The sequence below is a fragment of the Candidatus Campylobacter infans genome, from assembly GCF_013416015.1.
Classification (GTDB): domain Bacteria; phylum Campylobacterota; class Campylobacteria; order Campylobacterales; family Campylobacteraceae; genus Campylobacter; species Campylobacter infans.
This window is the reverse complement of record NZ_CP049075.1, coordinates 1,706,412-1,732,024: the sequence shown is the minus strand read 5'-3', so window position 1 is coordinate 1,732,024 and position 25,613 is coordinate 1,706,412. Positions and strand designations below refer to the sequence as shown.

At 36.7% G+C, this 25,613-nt stretch carries 35 protein-coding genes and 1 pseudogene; 5 read left to right on the top strand and 31 right to left on the bottom strand.

The window, feature by feature from the left end; translation table 11 throughout:
• Window positions 1-78 precede the first annotated feature (78 nt).
• From trpB to CINF_RS08745, 3 genes are all read left to right on the top strand, one after another.
• On the top strand, window positions 79-1,254 hold the full coding sequence (gene trpB, locus CINF_RS08755) for a tryptophan synthase subunit beta (protein WP_420808754.1): 1,176 nt from the start codon (window positions 79-81) through the stop codon (window positions 1,252-1,254).
• A complete protein-coding gene (trpA, locus tag CINF_RS08750) occupies window positions 1,247-1,990 on the top strand; it encodes a tryptophan synthase subunit alpha (protein WP_179975266.1) in 744 nt (247 codons plus the stop codon). The genes trpB and trpA overlap by 8 nt, the downstream gene beginning before the upstream one ends.
• A 320-nt stretch (window positions 1,991-2,310) precedes the next feature.
• A complete protein-coding gene (locus CINF_RS08745; RefSeq protein ID WP_179975265.1) occupies window positions 2,311-2,784 on the top strand; it encodes a DNA methyltransferase in 474 nt (157 codons plus the stop codon).
• Window positions 2,785-3,258: 474 nt separating this feature from the next.
• Here CINF_RS08745 and CINF_RS08740 read toward each other — a convergent pair whose 3' ends face one another.
• The 12 genes from CINF_RS08740 to aroQ form a co-directional block, all read right to left on the bottom strand.
• Window positions 3,259-4,272 carry an RluA family pseudouridine synthase gene (locus CINF_RS08740; protein ID WP_179975264.1) on the bottom strand — a complete coding sequence of 338 codons (1,014 nt, stop codon included), beginning with the start codon at window positions 4,270-4,272 and terminating at the stop codon, window positions 3,259-3,261.
• 83 nt (window positions 4,273-4,355) lie between these two features.
• Window positions 4,356-5,105, bottom strand: a complete 750-nt coding sequence (locus tag CINF_RS08735; protein ID WP_179975263.1) for a class I SAM-dependent methyltransferase — start codon at window positions 5,103-5,105, stop codon at window positions 4,356-4,358.
• Complete coding sequence (purB, locus tag CINF_RS08730; RefSeq protein ID WP_179975262.1) at window positions 5,098-6,438, bottom strand: adenylosuccinate lyase; 1,341 nt, start codon at window positions 6,436-6,438, stop codon at window positions 5,098-5,100. Before purB ends, CINF_RS08735 begins: the two co-directional genes overlap by 8 nt.
• 160 nt (window positions 6,439-6,598) lie before the next feature.
• Complete coding sequence (gene fliY, locus CINF_RS08725) at window positions 6,599-7,411, bottom strand: flagellar motor switch protein FliY (RefSeq protein ID WP_179975261.1); 813 nt, start codon at window positions 7,409-7,411, stop codon at window positions 6,599-6,601.
• Complete coding sequence (fliM, locus tag CINF_RS08720; RefSeq protein WP_179975260.1) at window positions 7,404-8,507, bottom strand: flagellar motor switch protein FliM; 1,104 nt, start codon at window positions 8,505-8,507, stop codon at window positions 7,404-7,406. Before fliM ends, fliY begins: the two co-directional genes overlap by 8 nt.
• Window positions 8,507-9,220 (bottom strand): RNA polymerase sigma factor FliA, encoded by a 714-nt coding sequence (locus CINF_RS08715; protein ID WP_179975259.1) that lies wholly within the window; start codon window positions 9,218-9,220, stop codon window positions 8,507-8,509. Before CINF_RS08715 ends, fliM begins: the two co-directional genes overlap by 1 nt.
• On the bottom strand, window positions 9,192-9,560 hold the full coding sequence (locus tag CINF_RS08710) for a hypothetical protein (RefSeq protein ID WP_179975258.1): 369 nt from the start codon (window positions 9,558-9,560) through the stop codon (window positions 9,192-9,194). The genes CINF_RS08715 and CINF_RS08710 overlap by 29 nt, the downstream gene beginning before the upstream one ends.
• Before the next feature lie 69 nt (window positions 9,561-9,629).
• Window positions 9,630-10,490 (bottom strand): P-loop NTPase, encoded by an 861-nt coding sequence (locus CINF_RS08705; RefSeq protein ID WP_179975257.1) that lies wholly within the window; start codon window positions 10,488-10,490, stop codon window positions 9,630-9,632.
• Window positions 10,474-11,937, bottom strand: coding sequence for a flagellar biosynthesis GTPase FlhF (gene flhF / locus CINF_RS08700; protein WP_179975256.1), 1,464 nt, complete (start codon window positions 11,935-11,937; stop codon window positions 10,474-10,476). Before flhF ends, CINF_RS08705 begins: the two co-directional genes overlap by 17 nt.
• Window positions 11,934-12,431, bottom strand: a complete 498-nt coding sequence (gene folK, locus CINF_RS08695; RefSeq protein ID WP_240156127.1) for a 2-amino-4-hydroxy-6-hydroxymethyldihydropteridine diphosphokinase — start codon at window positions 12,429-12,431, stop codon at window positions 11,934-11,936. Before folK ends, flhF begins: the two co-directional genes overlap by 4 nt.
• A 104-nt stretch (window positions 12,432-12,535) precedes the next feature.
• Window positions 12,536-13,570: a M24 family metallopeptidase gene (locus CINF_RS08690; RefSeq protein ID WP_179975255.1), complete on the bottom strand. Its 1,035-nt coding sequence runs from the start codon at window positions 13,568-13,570 to the stop codon at window positions 12,536-12,538.
• Window positions 13,571-14,044: a type II 3-dehydroquinate dehydratase gene (gene aroQ, locus CINF_RS08685; protein ID WP_178695599.1), complete on the bottom strand. Its 474-nt coding sequence runs from the start codon at window positions 14,042-14,044 to the stop codon at window positions 13,571-13,573.
• A gap of 99 nt (window positions 14,045-14,143) precedes the next feature.
• Between aroQ and mqnF the strand changes: the two genes are divergently transcribed.
• Window positions 14,144-15,364 carry an aminofutalosine deaminase family hydrolase gene (gene mqnF, locus CINF_RS08680; protein ID WP_178695601.1) on the top strand — a complete coding sequence of 407 codons (1,221 nt, stop codon included), beginning with the start codon at window positions 14,144-14,146 and terminating at the stop codon, window positions 15,362-15,364.
• Between the two features lie 343 nt (window positions 15,365-15,707).
• On the opposite strand, the gene rpsH is transcribed toward mqnF, so the two are convergent.
• The 19 genes and pseudogenes from rpsH to CINF_RS08585 form a co-directional block, all read right to left on the bottom strand.
• Window positions 15,708-16,103 carry a 30S ribosomal protein S8 gene (gene rpsH, locus CINF_RS08675; RefSeq protein ID WP_178695909.1) on the bottom strand — a complete coding sequence of 132 codons (396 nt, stop codon included), beginning with the start codon at window positions 16,101-16,103 and terminating at the stop codon, window positions 15,708-15,710.
• Between the two features lie 6 nt (window positions 16,104-16,109).
• Window positions 16,110-16,295, bottom strand: a complete 186-nt coding sequence (locus tag CINF_RS08670) for a type Z 30S ribosomal protein S14 (RefSeq protein ID WP_178695603.1) — start codon at window positions 16,293-16,295, stop codon at window positions 16,110-16,112.
• 1 nt (window position 16,296) lies between these two features.
• Window positions 16,297-16,851, bottom strand: a complete 555-nt coding sequence (gene rplE / locus CINF_RS08665) for a 50S ribosomal protein L5 (protein WP_178695605.1) — start codon at window positions 16,849-16,851, stop codon at window positions 16,297-16,299.
• Between the two features lie 3 nt (window positions 16,852-16,854).
• Complete coding sequence (gene rplX, locus CINF_RS08660) at window positions 16,855-17,088, bottom strand: 50S ribosomal protein L24 (RefSeq protein ID WP_178695607.1); 234 nt, start codon at window positions 17,086-17,088, stop codon at window positions 16,855-16,857.
• Window positions 17,088-17,456 carry a 50S ribosomal protein L14 gene (rplN, locus tag CINF_RS08655; RefSeq protein WP_178695609.1) on the bottom strand — a complete coding sequence of 123 codons (369 nt, stop codon included), beginning with the start codon at window positions 17,454-17,456 and terminating at the stop codon, window positions 17,088-17,090. The genes rplX and rplN overlap by 1 nt, the downstream gene beginning before the upstream one ends.
• Window positions 17,456-17,713, bottom strand: a complete 258-nt coding sequence (gene rpsQ, locus CINF_RS08650; protein ID WP_179975254.1) for a 30S ribosomal protein S17 — start codon at window positions 17,711-17,713, stop codon at window positions 17,456-17,458. Before rpsQ ends, rplN begins: the two co-directional genes overlap by 1 nt.
• A 10-nt stretch (window positions 17,714-17,723) precedes the next feature.
• A complete protein-coding gene (gene rpmC / locus CINF_RS08645; protein WP_178695613.1) occupies window positions 17,724-17,909 on the bottom strand; it encodes a 50S ribosomal protein L29 in 186 nt (61 codons plus the stop codon).
• The gene (gene rplP / locus CINF_RS08640; RefSeq protein WP_178695615.1) at window positions 17,896-18,321 is read right to left on the bottom strand and encodes a 50S ribosomal protein L16; all 426 of its coding nucleotides are present in this window, start codon (window positions 18,319-18,321) and stop codon (window positions 17,896-17,898) included. The genes rpmC and rplP overlap by 14 nt, the downstream gene beginning before the upstream one ends.
• Entirely contained in the window at window positions 18,321-19,019 is a 699-nt protein-coding gene (gene rpsC, locus CINF_RS08635) for a 30S ribosomal protein S3 (protein WP_178695617.1), read from the bottom strand. Before rpsC ends, rplP begins: the two co-directional genes overlap by 1 nt.
• Before the next feature lie 10 nt (window positions 19,020-19,029).
• A pseudogene (gene rplV, locus CINF_RS08630) lies at window positions 19,030-19,353 on the bottom strand (50S ribosomal protein L22); the annotation flags it as partial.
• Between the two features lie 10 nt (window positions 19,354-19,363).
• Complete coding sequence (gene rpsS / locus CINF_RS08625; RefSeq protein ID WP_178695621.1) at window positions 19,364-19,645, bottom strand: 30S ribosomal protein S19; 282 nt, start codon at window positions 19,643-19,645, stop codon at window positions 19,364-19,366.
• Window positions 19,646-20,476 (bottom strand): 50S ribosomal protein L2, encoded by an 831-nt coding sequence (rplB, locus tag CINF_RS08620; protein ID WP_179975252.1) that lies wholly within the window; start codon window positions 20,474-20,476, stop codon window positions 19,646-19,648. It abuts the gene before it with no gap.
• Between the two features lies 1 nt (window position 20,477).
• Window positions 20,478-20,759 carry a 50S ribosomal protein L23 gene (locus CINF_RS08615; RefSeq protein ID WP_178695625.1) on the bottom strand — a complete coding sequence of 94 codons (282 nt, stop codon included), beginning with the start codon at window positions 20,757-20,759 and terminating at the stop codon, window positions 20,478-20,480.
• Between the two features lies 1 nt (window position 20,760).
• A complete protein-coding gene (gene rplD, locus CINF_RS08610; protein ID WP_178695627.1) occupies window positions 20,761-21,375 on the bottom strand; it encodes a 50S ribosomal protein L4 in 615 nt (204 codons plus the stop codon).
• Window positions 21,372-21,953 carry a 50S ribosomal protein L3 gene (gene rplC, locus CINF_RS08605; protein WP_179975251.1) on the bottom strand — a complete coding sequence of 194 codons (582 nt, stop codon included), beginning with the start codon at window positions 21,951-21,953 and terminating at the stop codon, window positions 21,372-21,374. The genes rplD and rplC overlap by 4 nt, the downstream gene beginning before the upstream one ends.
• Before the next feature lie 11 nt (window positions 21,954-21,964).
• Window positions 21,965-22,279: a 30S ribosomal protein S10 gene (gene rpsJ / locus CINF_RS08600; protein WP_178695631.1), complete on the bottom strand. Its 315-nt coding sequence runs from the start codon at window positions 22,277-22,279 to the stop codon at window positions 21,965-21,967.
• A gap of 442 nt (window positions 22,280-22,721) precedes the next feature.
• Entirely contained in the window at window positions 22,722-23,210 is a 489-nt protein-coding gene (locus CINF_RS08595; protein WP_179975250.1) for a peptidylprolyl isomerase, read from the bottom strand.
• Window positions 23,211-23,218: 8 nt separating this feature from the next.
• Window positions 23,219-23,926 (bottom strand): YebC/PmpR family DNA-binding transcriptional regulator, encoded by a 708-nt coding sequence (locus CINF_RS08590; RefSeq protein WP_179975249.1) that lies wholly within the window; start codon window positions 23,924-23,926, stop codon window positions 23,219-23,221.
• Between the two features lie 96 nt (window positions 23,927-24,022).
• Window positions 24,023-25,252, bottom strand: a complete 1,230-nt coding sequence (locus tag CINF_RS08585) for an SLC5/6 family protein (protein WP_179975248.1) — start codon at window positions 25,250-25,252, stop codon at window positions 24,023-24,025.
• A gap of 146 nt (window positions 25,253-25,398) precedes the next feature.
• Here CINF_RS08585 and CINF_RS08580 point away from each other — a divergent pair, with 146 nt between their 5' ends.
• Complete coding sequence (locus CINF_RS08580) at window positions 25,399-25,605, top strand: heavy-metal-associated domain-containing protein (RefSeq protein WP_179975247.1); 207 nt, start codon at window positions 25,399-25,401, stop codon at window positions 25,603-25,605.
• Window positions 25,606-25,613 lie beyond the last annotated feature (8 nt).

Sequence of the window (25,613 nt, the reverse complement as noted above, 5' to 3'; positions counted from 1 at the left end):
GATAGCCAAAAACGCGCTAAATTCCAAAAATATTTAAAATTTATAGTAAAATACGCGCCAAATTTTAAGGATTTGGATATGAACTCATATTTTGGCTCTTATGGCGGACAATTCGTCCCTGAAACCGTAATGAACGCGCTTTGCGAGCTTAAAACTGCTTATAAAAAAATCAGCAAAACAAAGCAATTTCAAAATGAATTAAAAGCTCTTTTAAAAACTTATGTGGGCCGACCAACGCCACTTTATCACGCCAAAAGGTTAAGCGAGCATTTTGGGCATAATATTTATTTAAAGCGCGAAGATTTAAACCACACAGGCGCGCATAAAATCAACAACGCCCTAGCCCAAGCCCTGCTAGCAAAGCATATGGGCAAAAAAAAGGTTCTAGCAGAAACTGGCGCAGGCCAACACGGGCTAGCCACAGCCACAGCAGCAGCTCTTTTAGGGCTTGAATGCGATATTTACATGGGCGCACTTGATGCTAAACGCCAAGCCTTAAATGTGTATAAAATGGAGCTTTTAGGCGCAAGAGTAGTGCGTATCGAAGATGGATTAAAAACGCTAAAAGAAGCCACCACAGCAGCAATTCAAGCTTGGGTTAATGAAATACAAACGCGCTTTTATATCATCGGCTCAGCTGTTGGACCACATCCTTATCCGCATATAGTGCGTGATTTTCAAAGCGTAATTGGCAAAGAAACAAAATCTCAGCTAAAAAAATACGGCATAAAGCCTGATATAATAATGGCTTGCGTTGGCGGTGGCTCTAATGCAATAGGTATGTTTAATGAATTTTTAAGCGATGAAAAAGTGCGCTTAATTGGCCTAGAAGCAGCAGGCCTTGGCATAGACACGCCTTATCACGCAGCAACTCTTAGCAAAGGCAGCGATGGAATAATCCATGGTATGAAAACTAAGGTTTTACAAGATAAATATGGCAGGATTTTGCCAGTTCATAGCATTTCAGCCGGGCTTGATTATCCAGGCGTTGGCCCACAGCACGCGCATTTAAATAAAATAAAACGCGTAGAATACTACGCCGTAAGCGATGATGAATGCATAAGCGCACTTAAACTTTGTAGCCAAATTGAGGGCATAATCCCAGCTATTGAAAGCTCGCATGCGCTAGGTTATTTGCCAAGGCTGTGCGCTAGCCTTAAAAAGCGTCAAAATATTATAATAAATTTAAGCGGGCGCGGTGATAAAGATATGGATACGGTGATGAATTATAAAAAGGGAGAGATTTATGGATAAGTTTAAAAAAGCTTTTGAAAATAAGGCAAATATCGGCTATATAGTTGCTGGTTATCCAAGCTTGGAGTATTCAAAAAATTTTATAAATGCTCTTGATGATAGCGCGCTTGATTTGCTAGAAATTGGCATACCTTATAGCGATCCCTTAGCTGATGGGCCTGTAATCGCCAAAGCTGCCTTTGATGCTTGCCAAAATGGCGTTAGCACCGATAGTGTCTTTGAAATGCTAAAAGAATGTAAAACTAGCAAATGCTTGGTGTTTTTGGTTTATTATAATATGATTTTTGCTTATGGCGAGGATGAGTTTTTATTAAAATGCCAAGAATGCGGTATAAGCGGGCTTATAGTGCCGGATTTACCTTATGAAGAAAATAAAAGCCTAAAAAATAAATGCGATAAAATTGGCATTGCGCTAATTGCGCTAATAAGCGTAACATCAGGCCATCGCGCCAAAAAAATCCTAAAAAACACAAGCGGATTTGTGTATATGGTATCAGTTCTTGGCGTAACAGGTGGCGAGCAAAGCAGCCAAAATAGCCTAAGAAATCTTTGTTCGCATATTCGCAAATATAGCGATTTGCCAATAGCTGTGGGCTTTGGGCTAAAAAATAATGCTGATGTAAAAGCCACAAAATGCTACGCAGATGGAGCCATAATCGGCACGCAAATCGTAAAAGCCAGTAAAGATAAAAGCGTAAGCGAACTAAATGCTTTTATAAGCGAGCTTTTTGCTTGATGATTTTTGCTTTTATAAAGAATTAAAATTTATTCTTTTTGGTTAGCATTTGCCAAGGGGCTAGGCAAATGCTAGCTTTTTATTTTCCAAAGTAAAAATTATGAAGTGATTTTAAAATACAAAAATTAAATTACAAAGTTTTGTTTTAAAATTTATTTTACATTATGAAATTTTAAAATTTAAAAAATATCTCCAAAAAAGCTAATTTTATAGCAAAATTACTTTAAAATTTGCTAGAAATTCCTTCTAAAATAAAATGGGTAATGTTTTGAAAAATTTGATACGCTTTTATCGTGCCGTTGCAGTTTGAAAAATGGAGCGTGCAAAAAAATCTAAATAAAAATTTTAAACTAATTTTTAGCGATATTTTAGAGCCAAATTCTTTTATTTTTAACGGCAAAGATTGTCAAATTCGCTGCTGCTTTCAAATATGGACTAGGTGTGATAGCAAAATAGACCTGCGCTTAAAAGAGCCACCACCTACTACGCACAAAGACTTTCAAATGTGGCAATACAATAATACGCCAGAAGCCAGAAAATACTTTGATAAGAAAAAATATAAGTGGGATTTTGCAGTAGTTAGACAAGGCTTTTACGATTATAAATGTATTATTATAAAAGAAACAGAACTAAATCCAAAGGTGCAATACATATTTTTTAGGGCTTTTGATAGCAAAACAAAAAAGAATTTAAAAAGCCTAGATTTTGAGAGATTATCGCATAAAAACACTACAATTCCAGGCTTTGGCAAAGCAGATGTAATAGCAGAATACAAAAGGATGTTCAATGAATAAGCTAATAAAATTTTTTGAAGCAATTTATAATGACAGAACTAAAATCACAGCATCGCCAGATGGCAAAATTTTTGAATGAAATTTTAAAAATTATCATTTTTAAGCCTAAAATAATTTGAAATACATACATCTTATTTTCTAATTTTAATAGATTAATCTTAGCGTTTAAATTAGCAAACTTGCGCTCCAAATCGCTCTTTGCGGTAGATTTTCTACTTTGGCAAGTAAAAATAAAGCCTAGATCACACTTTGATATTTTCTAATTTTATAGGCTATGCTATTTTAACAAGTTTGAAAGCATTGCAATGATGAATTTAATGGCTATTATAGTAATTTATATATATTTTTTACAATTACGCCATAAATTTTAATTTAGTATAAATTTACCACAGCCTTGAATTTAGTGGCAAATTTTATGAATTTTAAATTAGATAAAATAAAAATACCTAAGCAAAAGGCTTAAATTTTATTAATTTATAAAATCTCACTACTTAAAAAATTAAAATTTGCCTGTGATTTTATTTCATATTTTTGAGATTTATAAATAAATTTTAATTCATTTGCATGGAGCATTAGTCGCGTTGCGCCGGTTAAATTTATGCGCTCTTGTAGGCTTAATTTGTTATCGATTAAATCGCCGGCTTGTTCTTTGCTAAGCCCATAAAGTGGTTCGCCTAAAATGCAATGTTTTATGTGAAACAAATGCAATCTAATTTGGTGTTGCCTACCAGTAAGTGGCAAACATTCAAGCAAGCTGGCATTACAATTAAGCTCTTTGGCGGATTTAAGCACGCGAATTAGCGTAAGCGCGCGCTTGCCATCATCTGCTATAACCATCTTTTGCTTTAAAGCAGTAGCATACCCGCCTAATTTCATGGCTTTATCGATAAAATAACCCTTAAAATCTTTAATAAATTCAAACTTTTGCTTAAACTCACTAAAAATTTCGCTATCAAGACTGCTTTTAGTAAATTCGCGTAAATCTCCGCGTTCTACTAAAATATCTGCGCAAAAATCGCCCTTTACATAGGCTAAATAGCTTTTAAAAACCGCGCGATTTTCAAAAAGTTCTTTTAGTTTTGTTGTGGCTTGGGGTGATTTTGCTACTAGCAAAAGTCCGCTAGTTTGAGCATCTAAGCGGTGCGCCACGCATGCTTGTTTGCCGTATAAATGCCAAATTTCATCATACATATTATAAGGACTTTTTCGCCCGCTAGGATGGCTTAAAAGCCCACTAGGCTTATCAAATACAGCAAAATCATCGCATTCAAAAATCGGCTTTAATCCGCGTGACTCACACACATAATCAATCATAAAAAGCTCGCCATCTATGATATCATTTTTGGCTAGTAACGCACCAGAGCTATTTTGCAATCTGCCTTTATCGCATAATCTTTGGGCTTGCTTTATGTTATATCCTAGGCTTTTTAATGCGACAAAGACCTTTTTTTGTGAAAATTCACCGATTTTTACTAATTTATATGGCATATTTTTGCCTTTTGAGTTTAAACTTTTATTTTAGGTAATGATTTTGGGAGCAGTGGATTAAAATTTATAAACATTTTACAGCTTTATTTGCTAATTATCATCGCGCCTATTTCGCGCGAATGCGTGAGTTTTACCATTTTGTTAGTATCTGCGTATTTGCTTATGATTTTAGCGCATAGCTTTTCATCTACGCTAGCTAAACTCATTTTGCATTGTATTTTTGTGCGGTTTATGGCATCATCTAGGCTTAGCATTTTTGTAAAATTTTGTTTGAAATATTTGTAGGTTATAGGTGATTTGTCAGCGTTTTCTAGCCATTTTAGCGCATCTGGCAAGCCTTTTGGTAAAATCAGATTTGCGCCGTGAGCTTCTAAAACCTCTTGGGTTAGCCCGTCTTGCCTATATCTTCCCCAGCCTACATAGCAAAAATACTCTTTTGCAAGATTTAGAGCATTTAAAAAGCTTTTTTCATTATTAAGCGCTGGTGTCATGGCGCCAAAAACTATATCAAAAGCACCTAAATCTTTATAGCTTTCATCAAAATCAGCGCATTTTATACTAATATTTTTTAGCCCTAGACTAAGGCAGTCGCTATGTAAATCATCAAGCATATTTTTAGAAATATCCAAGCAAAGCACGCTACTTGCGCTGTTTGCAAGTTCAAGGGCAAAACGCCCATTACCACAACCTATATCAATTATGCTTTTATTATTAAAATTTACGCCAAATTCTTTAAAGAAATTTAAAATTTCCAAGGTGTCGCTATTATTTTGCTTGAAGCGTTCAAAAGTTTTTGCCTTTTCCTCCCAAATTTCTCTTTGCTTGTTATTCATCTACGCCCTTAAATACACGCTCAAATATAGCATCTACATTTTTGGTGTAATAGCTATAATCAAAACAAGCCTTAATCTCATCATCGCTTAATTTTGCGCGTAAATCGCTATCATTTAAGAGATATTGTAAAAATAACGAATTGCCATTTTCATCAAGCGCACTTTTGCCCTCGCTTAAATCAGCCCAAACTTTCATAGCGTTTGTTTGAACGATTTTATAGGCATTTTCGCGGCTAATCCCTCTCTTAGGTAGCTCTAAAAGCACGCGCCCAGAAAATACCAATCCGCCTGTTAAGTTTAGGTTTTTCATCATATTTTGTGGGTAGATTACTAAATTTTTAATTAAACTTGTAAGGCGAGCTAGCATAAAATCAGCCGTAATAAACGCATCTGGCAAAATAAATCTCTCCACTGAACTATGGCTAATATCGCGCTCGTGCCAAAGTGCTACATTCTCCATAGCCGGCGTTACATAGCTTCTTAAAACCCGACAAAGCCCGGTGATATTTTCGCTTAGCACGGGATTTCTTTTGTGCGGCATAGCACTTGATCCTTTTTGTCCTGGGCTAAAATATTCTTCGGTTTCATAAACTTCTGTGCGTTGATAATGTCGCAAGGCTATGGCGATTTTTTCACAGCTACTAGCTAGCATGGCAATAGCGGTTATTACTTGTGCGTAACGATCGCGCTGAATGATTTGGTTGCTAGCTGGGGCAGGATTTAGTCCTAAATATTCGCATACTAAATTTTCAAGCTCTAATGGAGCGTGCGCAAAATTTCCCATTGCTCCACTAATTTTGCCAGTTGAAATAGTGGATTTTGCGTGCTTTAAAAGATCTAAGGCTCGGTTTATTTCATCATACCATATCGCAAGCACCAAGCCAAAGGTTATTGGCTCGCCGTGAATGCCGTGGCTTCTGCCGACCATAAGTGTGGATTTATGCTCAAATGCGCGCGTTTTTATGGCTTTTTTTAGCTCTTTTACATCGCTTAAAATTAAATCCATTGAATCTATGATTTGGAGGGCGTTTGCTGTATCTATACAATCGCTACTTGTCATACCATAATGGACAAATCGGCTTTCATCGCCCAAGCTTTTGCTTAGGCTAGTTAAAAACGCTATCACATCGTGCTTTGTTGTTTTTTCTATTTCATCGATTTGTGCTACATCAAATTTTGCGTTTTTTTGTATTTTTTCGCAATCATCATCTGTGATTAAACCTAGCTTATTCCAGGCTTTGACAGCAGCTAGTTCGACTTTTAACCAAGCATCGTATTTGGCTTGTTGCGTCCATTTGCTTTTCATTTCATCTCGTGCGTATCGTTCTACCATATTTACTCCTTGTTGTGTTTCGTGTGAAACAAAACTTCATTGCTTGTTTTATAAGACATTAAAATTTTAATGCTTCAAAAGCCTTAAACGCTTGTTATAAGCCATATAAACTTAAATTTTAATTACAGCCTTATTTAAAACGGCATAAAATTTATTAACATTATTTTAATTGTTCTAAGCGTTCTTTTTTGCTACCAATTTCTGTGATCTGTACGCCAAAATTACCATCTATTATCACCACTTCGCCAAGGGCCACTGGCTTATCGCCTATTAGCACTTCAAGCGGATCATTTGCTAGCTGATTTAGCTCGATTACTGAGCCTATATCCATAGACAGCACATCTTTTAAAAGCATTTTTTTAGAACCAATTCTCACACGAATAGGTAAGCGCACATCCATTATAAGCCCGATATTTCGTATTTCATCGCCTAATTCTGCTTTATTTTGACTTTGGGCTTGATTTTGGCTTGGATCAATGGCCCTTAAAAATGCCCTATCTACCGCAAAAGCCAAATGACCCATTATGCCATCAAGGCTTACGCTATACACAAAAATTTTATCAAATTCACTTAAATTTAATGGCTCATTTTGTCCTATAAATGCGATATTTTCAATTTCAAAATTTAATTTTGGTAAATCATTTTGGGCATTAAGAGCGGTGCTAATAGCAGCTAAAATATTAGAAAAAATCTCTTTACACGCGTCTATTTCATCGTTTGTGATTTCTTCGTTCATTGTAGGTTTTTCTTCGCCTAGCATTAAATCATTTATCGCTGTTACTAATAAAGGCGTTGCACAAATCCTTATTTTGCCCTCACCAGCATTTACTAACGCACTTATTACAGGCGGATTTATGCCAGTTTGAACCCTGGCTTCAAACTCGTTTGCTTCGCCTATTACAGGCGCTTTACCAGTTAGCCCTTCGATAGTAGAACTACTCTCAGAGCTAAAAATTTCTAAAAATTTATTCATCTTCATATTCTTCGCTTTCTTGCCCTTGCTCTTCATCATAGGCTTGGATTTTGGCTATTCTGTCTTCTTCATAGCTTTCTAAAATCGCCTTTATTTCATCTTTATCGGTTTTTATTAATTCTTCGATTTGTATGCTTTTATGATAGCGGTATAAGCCAACTTGCGCTAAAAAAACATCTTTTTTGTCTATGCTTACTATGGCTTTATCATCAGCACTTCTATTTAGTTTTAAAATATCGCCTGGTTTAAGCTCTAAGAATTCATGCACGCTAATATTTGTGCGCCCTAAAATAGCCTCATAAAGCACCTCAGCACGACCTACTAGTGTTTTTAGCTCTTTATTGCGTGATTTTTTAGCGCTTGTTTCGCCTAGCATTACATCGCGGTTAGCAAGCCTTGAAAGTATAGGTTCAAGGTATATTACAGGATAGCAAAAGTTTATCATACCGCTACTTGCGCCTATGATTATTTCCATTACAGCCATAATTATAATTTCATTTTGGCTTACTACTTGAACGACATTTGGGCTTGATTCTTTGGCTTCTACATTTGGATACATATCAGTTACCATGCTCCAACTCTCGCGCAAGCGTTGCATCATAATGCGCAAAATCGCATCTAATAAATTTATTTCTATTTCGGTTAATTCACGATTGCTATCAAAACCATCGCCATTACCGCCTAGCAAGCGATCTATCATAGGAAAGGCTATGCTTGGGTTGATTTCTAGCACGCAATTACCATCAAGTGGTTTAATGCTAAATACATTAAAGCTAGTAGGGCTTGGCAAGCTCATTAAAAACTCGCCATAAGTCATTTGATCTACGCTATGGAGCTTGATTTCTACGATAGAGCGCATAATTGATGAAATTTGGCTTGCTAGATTACGCGCTAATTTATCGTGTATGCCTTTAATGGCGCGAAGTTGCTCTTTGCTTACGCGATTTGGGCGTTTAAAATCATAGATGATGATTTGTTTATCATCGGGCAATTTAGATGTTTTTTTTGATACTATCGTATCGCTGTTTTGAGCCTCGTCATCATCTACAGCTTGTAAAAGAGCGTCTATTTCTTCTTGACTTAAAATATCTGCCATTAAAAGCCTAACCTTTCTCTAATTTTTAAAATAAGTTGTTTGTTTATTTGTGAAATGCGCGATTGTGTGATGTTTAAAATTTCGCTAATTTCACGCAAATTTAATTCTTCAAAATAATAAAGCTGTAAAATTTGCTGTTCTTTTGGTTTAAATTCTTTTAAAATTTCTTTAATTTTTTCAATCAATTCATCTTTTTCTATGCTTTCAAGCACGCTATTTTTATTTGATGTGCCTAAATAACTATATTGCTCATCAAGCGGTAAAAGCATTGTTATTTCATTCATAGCGCGCGCATCGCGTATTTGTTTTATGTCTAGGTTTAGCTTTTTGGCTAGCCATTCATCGCTTGGTTCTTCTTCGTGTTCGTTAAAATAGCTATTTATGGCTTCGTTTATTTGCTTTATTAGTTTTCTATCGCCCCTGCTTAGCACATCAAGCCCGCGCAAAAAATCTAGCATCGCGCCATGCACGCGCGTTCTAGCATAGCCCCAAAAATTATCATTTATTTCTTTATCATATGAGCGCGAGAGCTTTACCATAGCCGTTACGCCAGCGCCTATTAAATCATTTAGCTCCACGCAAGCTGGCAGGCGAGATTTTAACCGCAAAGCAAGTCCGCGTAAGGCCGGCATATAATTTAACACCAAATCATCTTGGCTTTTTTTAATTTCGCTTTTGTAAATATCAAGCTGCTTGCGCTTTTGTTCGTTCATTATTTTTAACGCCCTTTTTGCGTTTTAAAGTGCTTTTAGGCACTAATTTTTCGCGTTTAATTTCTATTATTGCATCCATTCTTCTTTCTCTATCGTTTAATTCATCGATTAAATAATCGTTTATTTCTTCATATCGTTCTTTATCAAAGCACCACATAGCCTTTTTGCCAGTTTCTATGTAATTCATAATTATAATATGTATAATTAAGTAAAAAATAAAAGTAATTAAAAACGCATATATTAGCATTTGCGAAGCAGATAAATCAGCTATAACGATAAAAGCAAGACTTACAAAAAAACCGCAAGCTGTAAAAAAACCTACGAAATTATCAGTGTTCATTCTTTACCTTTATTTAAATTTTAATTGTATTTTACAGGCAAATTAGCTAGAAAACATTAAAATTTTAATCTAAGATCCATTAGCTAATTGCTTAAAAAATCCTGTAAAACTTTTGCCATTTATCCCTTTAAGCACTTTTTGTTCCATAGCAGCTAAAAGACCATCTGCAATGCTCTTTAAGCCTATACAAGGCTGTGCATCTGGTGCTTCATCGCTAAAAAGAGCACGGTTTTTAATGCTTTTAGTTATTGTATTATCGCGCAGTATATAGCCTAAAAATTCTAACTCTAAACTTTGTATATTGCGCTTTGCTACATTTTGGATTGTGTTAAAAATTTTAAGTGCCTCATCTTCGTTTTTAGCAAAATTTACTATCATAAAAACACGCTTTTTATCCGCACAACTTGTTTTAAGCACAGCATAAGCATCAGTAATTGCGGCAGGATCTGGCGTGGTAACTACGATTATTTCATCGCTTGCGCCTAAAAATGTTTGCGTGCTAGGTCCTATGCCAGCGCCTGTGTCTATTACCAAAAAATCAGCCTCATTTAAAATTTGCGCATCATTTATAAACTTATTAAATAAATAATTGTCATTAAACTTAAAAATATCTGCGCCACTTTCGCCAGGCACTAAGTATAAATTTTGTTTTACTTCAATGATAATATCGCTAAACTCGCATTCTCCGCGCATAACATTTAATAAATTTTTACTAGCTCGCACATTTAAAAGCACATCAAGATTTGCTAAACCTATATCAGCATCAAAAAGCACTATTTTATAGCCATTTTTTGCTAAGATATTTGCTAAATTTGCGCTTATTGCGCTTTTGCCAACGCCACCTTTGCCGCTAGTTATTGCGATGGCGTGAGTGTTTGGCTTTTGCGCGCTATTTGCTAGTAAAGAGCGTAATTTACTTGCTTGATCCATTGCCAAGTCCTTCTAATACGCATTTAACCAAGCGTGTATTTTCGGCTATTTCAATATCATCTGGGACATTTTGTCCTATTGAAAAAAAGTTTATGGGCGTGTTTGTTTCATAAACCAAAGAAAAAATATTACCAAGAATTTTAGTTTCATCTAGCTTTGTGATAATCAAAGAATCAATATTCATAATAGAAAAACTTTCGTAAATTTCAAGTAAATCTTCTGTTTTGGTGCTAGCACTTAGCACTAATTGCACATCAATATCAGCCCCGCTACCAATTAAAATTTCTTTTAAATTCGCTAGTTTTTGCGTATCATACTGGCTTGAGCCGACAGTATCGACTAAAATCAAATCACAATCACTAAGCAAAGAAAGCGCTGATTTAAACTCGTCTATATTTATGGCTTCAATCATTCGCATTCTCATAACTTGTGCGTATTGTGCTAGCTGCTCTACTGCGCCTATGCGGTAATTATCTAGCGTGATAATGCCAGTTTTTAGCCTTTTTTGTCCGCCATAAGCGTATTTGTAAGCTAGTTTGCTTAAAGTGGTGGTTTTGCCCACGCCAGTTGGCCCAACTAGCATCATAATGCGTTGTTTATTTGCTATATCGTGTGTTTTTTTGCGCGGTAGCATTTTTTCAAGCAAAAAATAAAAATACCTCTCTACTGCTGCCGGGTTACTAATCATTTTGCTTGGCATATTGGCGATTGTAACCTCCATTATTTGTTTTAAATGCTCGCTTTTCATACCGCTGCTTGCGGCTTTTTTATAAATGGTAGCAAATTCTCGTGGTATATTTATATCGCCTCTATTTGTAGCGCCATCTTTCCACATCGCATCAGCTATCAATAGGAGCTGATCGCCTAATTTATCAACCTTTTTTTCTAAATCTTTTTGCATATTTTTCATTTTTTCATCGTAGTCGCTTGTGTTTGCTGGCGTGATGTTTGCTAATTGTGCTATTTGCTCTGCTGTTTTAGAAAAGCTAAGCGCGATGTCTTCATCGTCTTTGGCTTTTTTTGTGTCGCTAGGACTAGCGTTTAAGTTTGCGTTAGAAAAATTATTTTGCTTTTTGCCTAGATTTGTGTAGGCTTGGATTTGGCGTTTGATGGCGTTTTTGTGCTCTTGCTCATCTAGCGGGTCTGTGAAATTTTGATTATTAAAATTTTGAATAACATTTGAAAAATTCGTATTTTTGGTATCTTTTGTTTTGGCATTTGAAATTTCATTTTCGATGGTAAAGTTTTGCTCATTTAGCACGCTTTTTAAGGGTTCATCGTTTTTTTCTTCTCGCCCGACTATTATTTCATAAATCGCTTTTTGATTTAGCGTTTTAGGGCGGATTTGTTTGGTGGCTTCTAGCGTTAGATCCTCGCCTAGTTCGTCTTTTGCTTTTTGTAAGGCAAGCGCAGGCGATTCACCAGTAAAAGAATAATGCTTAATCATAAAATTTCTCCTATCAATGCCAAAGGTAAAATCACGCTAAGGCGCGTGTGTGCTTGTGGGTGAGGCAAGCGCAGGCGTTGGCTTTGTTTAGTTTTTGCGCTAAAATTTACCAAATCAATATCTAGCGTGCGCGGAGCATTTTTAAAGCTTCGTTTTCTACCAAATTTTTTTTCATAATTTTGCATAATTTTTAAAATCTCCCCAGCATAAAGCGAAGTGTTTAGCTTTAAAATGGCATTTAAAAAATCAGCCTGCTCTGTGTAGCCAAATGCCGCATTTTTGATAATTGGCGAGCTTTTAAGCACAAAAAAGCGTTTATCTTTGGTTAAGGCAAAATATAAATTATTAAAACGCTTGATTATTTGCGCTTTTGAGCCGATGTTGCCACCTATGCTAAGCGTTATTTCATATTTATAATTTTTATTATTTTGCTTTATTTTTGGATAAAAGCGCGATTTTATCAAGCATCGCACACCTTTACAATACATATTCATTTGCTTGCCATTTTAGCTATAAATTTTGTCATTTTAGCATATAAAGCGGTGATTTTAAAATTTATCTTTTTGCCAAAGCTACTATTACAAAACGCAAATTTTAATCAAAATATCTCACAGCCGTTTTTTGTAACCACTACGACATCCTCGATTCTTACTCCAAATTCCCCCTCAAAATAAATCCCAGGCTCAATGCTAAAAATCATACCCTCTTTTAATATCTCGGTGCTTGATTGATTAATGCGCGGTAATTCGTGTATATCAAGCCCTACGCCATGCCCTGTGCTATGAAAAAAATTTTTGCCATATCCTGCTTTTTGTATCACAGATCTCGCCTTAGCATCAATATCACAAGCCAAAACGCCAGGTTTTACCGCATTTATCGCGGCTTGCTGGGCTTGTAGAACTATTTGATAAATTTCATTTTTTTTGCTGTCTTTGAACTTTTGCGTTTTGCTCATTTGCATTTTTTGGTTTAATTCAAGGGTTCTGGTGCGATCACTACAATACCTTTGATAGCGTATGCCAGCATCTAGCAAAAATAAATCTCCCTTTTTTGCAATAATGTTCTCAGGCAAAGCGTGCGCTTTGGCAGCGTTTGCATTAAAAGCCGTAATAGGCGCAAAACTAAGCCCTAATTGGCCATGTTTTTGTAAAATTTGCGCGCTTAAAAAATTTAATCTTTGCTCGCTAATTTTTTCTTTATTTGCGATTATTTTGGATAGTTTTTTTGCTATTTTATTAAAGCCCTTTGCGCCCAATTTTGCCGCTTTTTTTAAAATTTCAATTTCATCGGCATTTTTGATTATGCGTTTTTTTTGAGAAAAATTATGCGCAAAATCTAGGCTAAAATACATATCGCGTGTTAAATCTTTTAGGCTTTGATAGCTAAAATCAGCCGGATCTAGGCTGAGTTTTTTAGGGGCTAATTTGCGCAATAATAATCTTGCTTCTTTGATTAAAGAAGTTTGTGCCACGATTAAATGTGTATTTTTTAAGTGACTTTTTGCTTCGATGCCATATCTTGCATCTGTTATAAAAAATTGTTCATCGCCAGCTTTAATGAATATTTCATTATCACAGCTATATCCGCATTCATAATAAACGGCATTTTCATTTTGGAGTATGAAATTTTGCATTTAGGCTTGTTGTGTCTTTCTTGCGGCTTTTGCGGCTTTTATTTGGTTGAAAATTTCTATCATAGAAATAATTGCTATATGATAGCCTAATGGGCCAAAACCTGCTATTACGCCAGTAGCTGCTGGTGCGGTCATGCTTTTAGAGCGAAATTCCTCTCTTGCGTGGATATTTGATATATGCACCTCAATAGTAGGTAGCCTTACGGCACTGAGTGCGTCTAAAATAGCAATAGAAGTATGCGTAAATGCGGCAGGATTTATAATAATACCATCTACCTTGCCTAAACATTCTTGGATTTTATCGACAATCTCGCCTTCGTAATTGCTTTGAAAAAATTCTATTTCATGGCCTGCGGCATCGGCTACTTTTTTCATATTATCGTGGATATCATCCATACTCATAACGCCATATATCGATGGATCGCGCTTTCCTAGCATATTGATATTTGGACCTTGAATTACTCTAATTTTCATTTTTTTTAGCTCCTAATCTAAAATAAATCGCATATTTTACAAAAAAATTTCTAAATTTTTGCTACAATTTTGTTATTTTTAATTTTAAAGGGTTTGTTTATGAAAGTATTGGTGCCAAAGTATATTATAACTTGTGATGATGATTTTAGGATTTTGCAAGACCACGCGATTTTGTTTGACACTCACATTGAAAAATTAATCCCGCTTAAAGAATTGTCAATTAGCCCAAATGATGAAATAATCTCAGTGCCAAATTATGTAGCATTGCCAGCATTTATTAATACACACACGCATTTAGAATTTAGCATAAATAAAGCTAGATTAAAATACGGCGATTTTATTTCTTGGCTTGGTAGCGTTTTAGCCCAAAGAGAAGCCTTGCTAAAAAAGCTAAATAAAGGCGTGATAAGACGGGCTTTAAAAAGTATGCTAGAAAGTGGAGTTGGCACGGTTGGTGAAATTTCAAGTTTTGGCGAGGATTTAAGCGTGCTGGCTAAAAGCGAAGCTAGAACTGTGTTTTTTACTGAAATTTTAGGCGCGAAAGAAAACGAAATAGAAAAAAATTGGGCTGAGTTTTTAACGCGTTTTAAAGAAGCAAAAATTCACAAAAGCGAACTTTTTACCCCAGCAATTAGCGTGCATTCACCGTATTCTACGCATCCTGAACTTTTAGGGCGCGCCGTAAAATTGGCAAAAAGCGAAAACACGCTAGTTAGCACGCATTTTTTAGAAAGCAAGGCTGAAAAAATCTGGCTCGAAGATGAAAGCGGAGATTTTAAAAAATGGCTTTCTAGTTTTAGCCATGAATCTAAGCCATTTTATACAGCAAAATCATTTTTATCAGCTTTTGATAAAGAAACTACGATTTTTGCGCATTGTTTGTATGCTAGGGATTATTTTGAGGATATTTTGCACATTGCGCATTGTCCGCGTTCAAATCGCTTGCTCGATGGCTTCACGCTTGATATTAAAAACGCCTCCAAGCATGCAAATATAACGCTTGGCACCGATGGTATGAGTTCAAATTTTAGTTTAAATATTTGGGACGAGATGCGGGCTGCGCTATTTACACATAGAAGTTCTATAAATACTCTTTCAAAAGACTTGTTAATGATGGCTACAAGAAACGGAGCAAAGGCTCTGCGCCTTGATAACGGCATAATCACAAAAGGCGCGCCAGCTGATATAGCTGTGGCGATTTTGCCAAAAGGTAGCGATATCAAACAGCTCCCGCTTGATATGATTTTGCATTCATCGTTAGTTTCGCATTTATTTGTAAATGGAAAAAATGTCAATTTACACAAAGAAAAGAAAGAATAAACTTAATTTTGGCATTAATTTTTTTGTATCAAGCAACGCCTGTTTTAACGGGCGTCTAGCTATTTATAACTCATTTAAATTTTTATTTAAAACTTATAAATTAATTTAGTAGAAAATCTTGTAAATTTTATGTGTTTAAAATTTTAAATTATTTTTTTGAGTTAGGCATAATTCTTAGAAATTTTAAAAAGAAATTTTAATTCACTACCAAGGTTAGCCGTTGTTAGCCCCGCGCGGGCTAAGCCAACAAAAAAATTTTAAAATTTAAGAAATTTTAAAAAGAAATTTTAAAAAGATTAAAATTTTAAGCTAGCGCACCTAGCAAAGGTGCGCTAAAAAGAGCTTACCAAACGGTACAAAGTATTTCGCCGCCAACGCCTTCTTTATGGGCATCGTCATTGCTTAAAACGCCCTTATTTGTGCTTACGATAATTGTGCCGTAGCCATTTTTGAAACGTTTTATTTCATCTTTGCCTTTATATACGCGGCGTCCTGGCTTTGAGATGCGTTTAAGTTCATTGATTACGCTTTTGCCAGTTTCATCGTATTTAAGCACTACATTTATAAATTTTTTATTATCTTCGCTAACTACATTATAGCTTTCTACATAGCCTTTTTGCTCTAAAATTTTAAGTGTAGCTTCTACGACATTAGAGTGTAAAAGCTTTGTAGTATCTAGTTTGCGAAGGGCTGCATTGCGGATGCGAGTTAGCGCATCTGAGATTAAATCATTCATTATCTGTCCTTACCAACTTGCTTTTTTAAGGCCTGGGATTAGACCTTCATTAGCCATTTTTCTTAGGCACACACGACAAATTCCAAAGTCGCGATACACTGAATGCGGACGCCCGCAAATATTGCATCTAGTGTATTTGCGGCTTGAAAATTTAGCTGGGCGTGCCGCTTTTGCTATCATTGATTTTTTTGCCATTTTACTTTCCTTTTGCAAATGGTAGGCCCAAAAGCTCTAATAGCTTCATTGCCTGTTTATCGTCTTGTGCGGTGGTTACTATGGTTATATTCATACCATGAGTGCGGATGATTTGATCATATACTACTTCTGGGAACATTAGCTGTTCTGTTAGGCCAAAGTTATAATTACCGCGCCCATCAAAGCCGTTTCTTGGCAAGCCTCTAAAATCCTTAACGCGTGGCAAAGCAATGCTTATTAGCTTATCAAGAAAAACGAACATTTGTTCTTTTCTAAGCGTTACTTTAATGCCCACAGGGAAGCCCTCGCGCACCTTAAAGCCCGCTACTGATTTTTTAGCATTGGTTATGACGGCTTTTTGTCCTGCTATTAGCGAGATAGTATCAGCCATATTTTGTAATGTTTTTTGATCTTTTGCTAATTCGCCTGCGCCAACGCTTATTACTACTTTTTCTAAGGCCGGTATTAGCATAGGATTTTTAATCCCAAACTCACTGCTTAAAGCTGGGCGAGCGCTGTCTTTATATTTTTGTTGTAATCTTGCTTGAAATCCCATCTCTTAGCCCTCTACTTTTGCTACATTTGAAATATCAATGGCCACTTCTTTATTCACAAAGCCACCATTTTGATATTTTTCACTAGGTTTTACAGCTTTTTTAGCTAGGTTTATGCCTTCGCAAATTACCTTATGCTCTTTTGGTAAAACAGCTAAAATTTTACTGATCTTGCCTTTATCATCACCAGCGATAATCTTAACACTATCGCCTTTTTTTAGTTTAAATTTTACTGCCATTATAAAACCTCCGGTGCCAATGAGACAATTTTCATAAAATTTGCATAGCGTACTTCACGACCAACTGGTCCAAAAATACGAGTGCCAATAGGTTCGCGTTTTGCATCTAAAATCACAGCCGCATTTTCATCAAAACGAATAAGTGCGCCATCTGCTCTTTGAACTTCTTTTTTAGTGCGAACTACCACAGCCTTTACTACTTGACCTTTTTTAACCTTGCCATTTGGTAAGGCCTTTTTTACAGAGCATACGATTACATCGCCTAGGCTTGCGTAGCGGCGTTTGCTACCACCTAAAACCTTTATGCACATTAATTCTTTTGCTCCGCTATTATCAGCTACTGCTAGTCTTGTAAAACTTTGTATCATTATTCAACTCCTGTTTTCAAAACTGCTTTTAGGCGGAATTTTTTGCGTGCGCTTAATGGGCGGCATTCTATTGCTGCTATTGTATCGCCTATTTTTAGCTCGTTTTTCTCATCATGAACTATGTATTTTTTAAATCTTTTTACAAATTTATGGTATCTTGGATGCATAACCTTGTGCTCTACTAGCACAGTAGCGCTTTTATCGCCTGCGCGTGCTACGACAAGACCTTGAATTTGTCTTTTCATTTCTACTGCCATTTTCTATCCTTTACTTAGTTAGAGAAATCGCAGTATTGATCTTTGCGATGTCTTTGCGAGCATCACGAATCTCATTTGGATTAGTTAGCTGCATTGTTTTAAGCTTTTGTTTAAGTGTAAATAAAAGCACCTTTTTTTCTTTTAGTAGCGTGTTTAACTCAGCCACGCTTTTATCTTTTAACTCAGTATATTTCATTTTCGCTCTGCCTTGTTATAAACTTAGTTTTAAAAGGTAGCTTATGCATAGCGATGGTTAGCGCTTCTCTTGCTAGCTCTTCGCTAACGCCTGCTAGCTCAAATATAATCCTGCCCGGTTTTATATTCATAACCCACTCTTCTACTCCACCTTTACCTTTACCCATACGAGTTTCTAGTGGTTTTTTGGTGATAGGTTTATCAGGAAATACTCTAATCCAAGATTTTGCTTGTCTTTTGGTATGACGAGTAAAAGCTTGGCGAGCTGATTCTATTTGGCGAGAGTTAATGCGACCAGCCTCAATAGCTTTAAGTGCAAAATCGCCAAGGGCTAAGGTATTTGCGTTATTTGCATAACCGCGATTGCGCCCTTTCATCATTTTGCGAAATTTTGTTCTTTTTGGTTGTAGCATTATTTGCTCCTTCTAGTGCGTCTTGGGCGTTTTGGTGTAGCATCTTCGCTTTTTTCTGCTTGAATGCCTTTTTGTAAAATTTCACCCTTGAAAATCCATACTTTTATGCCTATATTGCCATAAGTTGTATGCGCCTCAGCAAAACCATAATCAATCTTAGCGCGTAAAGTATGTAGTGGCACGCGTCCTTCAAGATACCATTCAGTTCTAGCCATTTCAGCTCCGCCTAAACGACCTGCAACGCTTACTTTTATACCCTTAGCACCTGCTTTTTGTGCGCCTTGGATTACCTTTTTCATAGCACGGCGAAAAGCCACGCGGCGTTCTAGTTGCATAGCTACATTTTCGGCTGCTAGCTGAGCAGAGCTACCTGCGCGGCGCTCTTCTTTTATATTGATTGCTACATCTTTATTTACTAGCTTTACTACATCTGCGCGTAAATTTTCAATCTCGCCACCTTTTTTGCCGATAATCACGCCAGGTCTTGCTGCTACTACTGTTACGCGGATTTTTTTAGCTGTGCGCTCTACTAGGATTTGTGAAATTCCAGCATAATATAATTTTGCTTTTAGGAATTTTCTAATCTTATAATCCTCAGCAATACCATCAGCTAAGCTAGACTTAGCAGGAAACCAGCGAGATTCCCAGTTTCTATTTATACCTAATCTTAGGCCTATTGGATTAACTTTTTGTCCCATTTTATGCTTCCTTACTATTAGCTTTAGATACTTCTACTAGGATATGGCTAGTAGGTTTGCGGATTCTACTAGCAGATCCTCTGGCTCTTGGGCGAAATCTTTTTAATACAGGACCAGCATCCACGCGACAACTTTTAACTATTACCTCTTCTGGTTCAAAGCCACCATTTGCTACGGCTGAGCTAATGGCAGTGGCTATGTATTTAGCACCACGATTTGGCATAAAGCTTAGGCTTGCAAGGGCAAGTTCAGCATTCATGCCTTGAACCTCTCTTGCTATTAAGCGCGCCTTTGTTGGAGATAAGCGAACAAATTTTATTATAGATTTACTCATTGCCTACCCCTTACTTACCAATTTTCTTTTGCACTGAGCCTTTATGGCCTTTAAAAGTGCGTGTAGGTGCAAATTCGCCAAGCTTGTATCCTATGTGATTTTCTGTAATATATACAGGGATAAAATTTTTGCCATTATGCACATTAAATGTTAGCCCTATCATATCAGGCACTATGGTGCTTCGTCTTGACCAAGTTTTGATAGGTTTGTTGTCGTTAGCCTTTTTAGCGGCTAGAACTTTTTTCATCACATGGCCGTCTACAAATGGACCTTTTTTCAATGATCTAGCCATCTATTTGCCCTTTCTTCTTGAAATTATTAGCTTATCGCTCGCTTTTTTACGGCGAGTTTTTGCGCCTTTGGTTGGTTTGCCCCAAGGAGTTACTGGGTGGCGTCCTGAGTTTTTCTTGCCTTCACCACCGCCGTGTGGGTGATCTACTGGGTTCATCGCTGAGCCACGAGTTTGTGGGCGAATTCCGCGGTAGCGATTGCGTCCAGCCTTGCCTATTGTTACATTTGCCCATTCTTCATTATCTACTACGCCAATTGTAGCCATACATTCAGCTAATACTTGACGCATTTCACCACTTGGTAAGCGCAAGATTACATATTTTTCTTCTTTACCCATTAGCTGTGCATAACCGCCTGCTGAGCGTGCTATTTGAGCGCCTTTACCAGGTTTTAATTCTATATTATGCACGATGGTACCTACTGGAATGCTTTTTAGTTTCATAGCATTACCTGGTTTAATATCAAGTCCTGCTTGGCTAGCACTTACCATATCGCCTACATTCAAGCCACTTGGGTGGATAATGTAGCGTTTTTCGCCATCAAGATAAGACAATAAAGCTATACGACAATTTCTATTTGGATCGTATTCAATGGCTTCTACCTTTGCTGGAATATCGTATTTTTTGCGTTTAAAATCAATTATACGATATAGTTTTTTAGCGCCAGCTTCTTTGTGGCGGCTTGTTATTCTGCCGTTATTGTTGCGTCCTGCAGTAGCTGGTAGTTTAACTAGCAAAGAACGCACGCTTGGTTTTGCTGTGATATTTTCGCTAGAAATACCTGTCATAAATCTCCTGCTTGGAGTGTATGGTTTGTATGATTTTATCGCCATTTTATGCCTCCTGGTTAGCTAGACTTACGCCCTCAGGCAAGGTTACATAGAATTTCTTAAAATCATCTCGCACACCAGCCCTACCTCTAAAACGCTTAACTTTTCCGTCCATTCTTAAAGAATTGACTTTAAGTGGCGTTACACCAAAATATTGTTTTAATACCTCTTTTAACCCGTTTTTTGTAACGCGCGGTGATGTTTGTATAACAACCACGCCATTTTCTTGTAAGCTTAGGGTTTTTTCTGTATAAAGTATAGATTTGATATCTGTTATATCTGCCATCTTAGCCCTCTTTTATAATTGATTCTAGCGCTGATTTTTCGGCTATTACTGCGCCATACACAGCTACTAAATAGGCATTTACCTCGCTTGCATCTACTACATAGCAATTTTGTAAATTTCTAAATGCTAGTAAAGTGCTAGCTTCTAGGCTATTTAAGATAATTAGCGCATCACGCACGCCTGCTGTTTTAATCATAGCGGCCGCATCTTTTGTTTTGCCACTTTCTATTTTAATGCTTTCAAGCGCAAAAAGCTTGCCGTTTGTGGCTTTTTCATTTAAAGCAAATTCCAAAGCAAGGCGTTTTTGTTTTTTATTGATTTTTTGGTTGTAGTTTCTATCGCTTTTAGGACCAAAAGCTACTGCTCCGCCTACCCATACAGGTGTGCGAGTTGAGCCTGCTCTTGCTCCGCCACGACCTTTTTGACGCCATGGTTTTTTGCCACCACCGCTGATTGTTGAGCGAGATTTAGTGTGTGCTGTGTTTGAGCGAATGCTAGCAAGATAGCTTTTTACATATAAATATAAATTGTGTGAGTTTATTTTCTCGTAGCTATCAGGCAAGGCTAACTCACCGCTAGGTTGAAATTTCTCGTTTAATACTGAAATTTTACTCATTTTACCACCTTTATACGACCCATAGCGCCATTAAATCCTGGCACAGAGCCTTTTAGCACTAAAACGCCATTAGCTTCATCAAAGCTTACTATTTCGTTTTTAACGCTAGTTTTTTCATTGCCATAATGTCCTGCCATTTTCATACCAGGTTGAACGCGTCCTGGCCATTCGCAGTTACCAATAGAGCCTGGGCGTCTATGAAAGCGTGAGCCGTGGCTTTTTGGACCACCAGCAAAACCATGGCGTTTAATTACGCCAGAAAAACCGCGTCCTTTTGTATTAAAACTTACTTTTAAAATTTTAGCCTCTTTTAGCGGGCTTACATCTACATCGCTGCCAGCTTCGCTATTAGCCACGCTTAGGGTCGCAAAGCTATTAAATTCTTTGCTTAGGCCATATTTGGCTTGTTGGCCACTGATTGCTTTATTTGATGCTTTTGTGTGAGCATAAGCTACGATGGCACGCCCATCTTCGCCAAGAGCGCAAACCTTTGCTGGTATTACTTTTATTAAAGTAACTGGCACGCTAGGCAAACCGATCGTTCGGCTCATACCGATTTTTTCAACTATATATTCCATATTTTACCACCTTATTTATTGCCAAGTGCGCGCACTTCTACATTCACCTCAGGCGCAAGGTCAAGCTTGGTTAGGCTATCTACGGTATCTGGCGTAGCTGCTAGTATATCAAGCATACGGCCGTGAATTCTCATCTCAAACTGCTCGCGGCTGTCTTTATTGATGTGTGGAGATTTTAGCACTGTGTAGCGTTTAAGCTTAGTAGGCATTGGTATAGGTCCGCGGATATCAGCACCAGTCCTGCGAACTGCATCGACTATGGCACTTACTGTGCGGTCCAAAACGCGGTGGTCATAGGCTTTAAGTTTTAGCCTTATTCTTTCCATGAATTGTCCTTTAAAATAACTTGTCATTGGCGGGTTTGGATTTGCAAATGACGCTTTATTTGTCTTTATTGCCAGAGGCGCACTTGCGCTTGGTCTGCAAATAAAGGGCGTGATTATATCAAAAAAAATTTAAATTACAAGAGATTTTGCGCTTTTTACTAAAATTTCTAAGAATTTTATCCTTATAAAAAGGACAAAATTTTAAAATTTTAAGTGGTAAATTTTAAATGAAATAAAATTTTGAATTATTTTATTTAAAATTTAATTATGAAATTTGCCAAAATATTTTATTAAAATTTGCGCTTGCAAGCAGCTAAGAGCTAATGAAATGCTTTATAATAAGATTTATTTTAAGTGGATTATTAAAATAAGAAGCATCAAAAAGCTTTGATACTTCTTTTGAAATTTTCTTTTGGCGCTAAATTTTATAATTTATTAAAATTTAAAGGCTTTGTTTAATCTCTATGCTTTTGATTTTGTCGCCTTGTTTTAGCTTATCAAGCACTTTAAAGCTTTGCTCGCCTTCTAAATCGCCAAAGATTGTATGAACGCCATCAAGGTGAGGTTGCGCTTCAAAACAAATGAAAAATTGCGAACCGCCAGTATCGCGCCCAGCGTGCGCCATAGATAAAGTCCCGCGCTTGTGGCAAAGGCCTTGATTATCGCATTCACAAGCTATTCGCCAGCCTGGACCCCCGCGCCCATCGCCATTAGGACAGCCACCTTGTGCTACAAAGCCGGAAATTACGCGGTGAAAGCTTAATCCATCATAAAAGCCAGATTTTGCTAAATGCACGAAATTACTAACAGCTTGGGGGGCTTTGCTTGCGTGTAAGGCTACATTCATTATGCCTTTATCTGTGGTGATTGTGGCAAATTTACATTTTTCAAGTTCGGCTTGGTTGATTTGGTAAATTTTAAGTTTTTCCATTTTTGTCCTTATTCTATATTTGTATAAACGGCTTGGACATCATCGTCATCTTCAAGCTTATCAAGCAGTTTTTCAAGCTCGCTCATTTGCGCATCATCAAGCGTGATAGTCGTATTTGGCAGGTATTCGAGCGTGCCTTTTTTAATTTGGATATTTAAAGCTTCAAGCGCATTTGAAAGCGTCCCAAAGCTTGTATAATCGCCAATTATTTTTAATTGATTATCTTGTGCTTGTAAATCCTCAAGCCCTGCATCAATCAAGCCTAATTCTAGCTCATCAATATCGCCAGTATAATTATCCACGCAAAAAACAGCCTTGCGCGCGAACATAAAATTAAGCGAGCCACTTGGCAGCATTTCTCCGCCGTTTTTATTAAAAATGGCTTTTATGTTTGCTACTGTGCGCGTAGGGTTATCGGTTGCGGTTTCAACGATGATTTGTGTGCCATGTGCTGCCTTGCCATCATAAAAAATCGTTTTAATATCTGCGCTATCTTTGCCGTTTGCTCTTTTAATGGCTGCGTCAATGTTGTCTTTTGGCATATTTTGCGCTTTTGCCGTCATTATCGCGGTGCGAAGTTTTGGGTTCATATCAGGATCGCAGCCACCTTCTTTTGCTGCTATGGTGATTGCCTTGCCAAGCTTTGGAAATAGCTTACTCATTTTATCCCATCTTGCTTCTTTGCTTGCCCTTCGGTATTCAAAAGCTCGTCCCATTTGTATCCTTTGTGAAAAATAAAGCGCCGATTATAGCAAATTTTAATGATTTTAAGCCAAAAAATTATGCTAGAAATTTTAATAAAACGCGCTAAATTAAGCAAAAATATTAAAAAGCACCGTTGCTATTGTAAGCACTCCAAAAAGCGCAATAAAAATATCTGCTAAGATATTGCGGTATTTTCTAAGTCTTTTAACCTTATAAAAACCAAGTACAGGCAATAAAAATAAAATCATTGCTATTACAGGGCCAGTAAGAGTGTCTATAATGCCTAAAATGCTAGGATTAAAATAAGAGCTAACAAGCATAAGCAAATAAAAGCCAAGCCCAGAGAAAAAGGCGATTTTACGCTTGTTTGGCGGTCTTTCGTGTGTGATTTTACAGAGTTTGAAAATTATTCCATTTAGTCCTTCTTTTGCTCCAAAATAATGCCCAAAAAAGCTAGTAGAAATAGCCAAAACCGCAATTAATGGCGCAAGAATGCCCATTAGCGGATTATTTAATTTGTTGGCAAAATAGCTAACGATTGGGATATTTTGCTCTTTTGCTAGGGCTAAATCAGCAGGGCTTAGGCTCATCACGCAAGAAAACACAAAAAACATCGTAAAAAAGAGCAACAAACCAGCATTACAAAATAAAATTCGCCTTGATTTTTCATCTTGATGTGCTTTGCCATAATGTCGTTCCATACTTTGCGAAAAGGTCGAAATAGCTGGCGTATGCTCAAAAGCAAAGGCTAAAATCGGCAAGGCAAAAATAATAGTGTGGCTAAAATCTTTAAAATTTGGCAAATAAGAAAAATTAGAATAATCCCAAAATTGAGTTAAATATAAAGAAAATAAAAGCAAAATAACACACAGCGGATACACCAGCCACTCACACACTCTAATAACTAAATCCTCGTGAAAAACCATAACAAGCATAAGAGCTGAAATAAGCACCAAAACAACCACTAAGCGATTGATATTTTCTAAGCCCATTTGATTGTTAAGAAAGCTTATTGTGGTATTTGTGATGCCCACACCATACATAATACAAGCTGGAAAAAATGCAAAAAAACACAAAATTGTGATTATAAAGCCGATTTTAAAGCCAAAGTAATGCTCGCTAACATCGCTAATATCGCCTTTTTGTCCAGCACAAAATCTAGCAAGTCCCAAATGGCTAAGATAAGTCATAGGAAAGGCTAAAAGCGCCATCACAAAAACAGGATAAATCCCAGCAACGCCCGCTTTTATCGGTAAAAATAAAATTCCAGCCCCCACAGCAGTGCCAAAAAGCGACATCATCCATCTAAGATCATAAAAATTGATTTTTTTATCCATAAAGCGCGCCTGTTTTAAATTAAAATTTTAATTGTAGCTAAAAAAGGCTATTTATGTGAAATTTTATCTTTAATAAAGTTTAAAATTTTATTAATTTAAGATTTAAAATCTGCGCATTATAATTTTAAAATTACAAAGGATTGAAAATGATTTTTGAGGTAGCAAATATCGAGTGCCAAAACTGCGCTAATACCATTAAAAACGCGCTTTGTGATGATTTTGGCGATATTAGTATAGATTTTAGCTTTAATCCGCGCCGTTTAAGCGTAGAGCTAAAAGATGATGAAATTGAGGCTTTTAAAGATGCTTTGAGCGATTTGGGTTTTGAGGTGCTTGGGCAAATCAAGCCTTAATTTAAAAT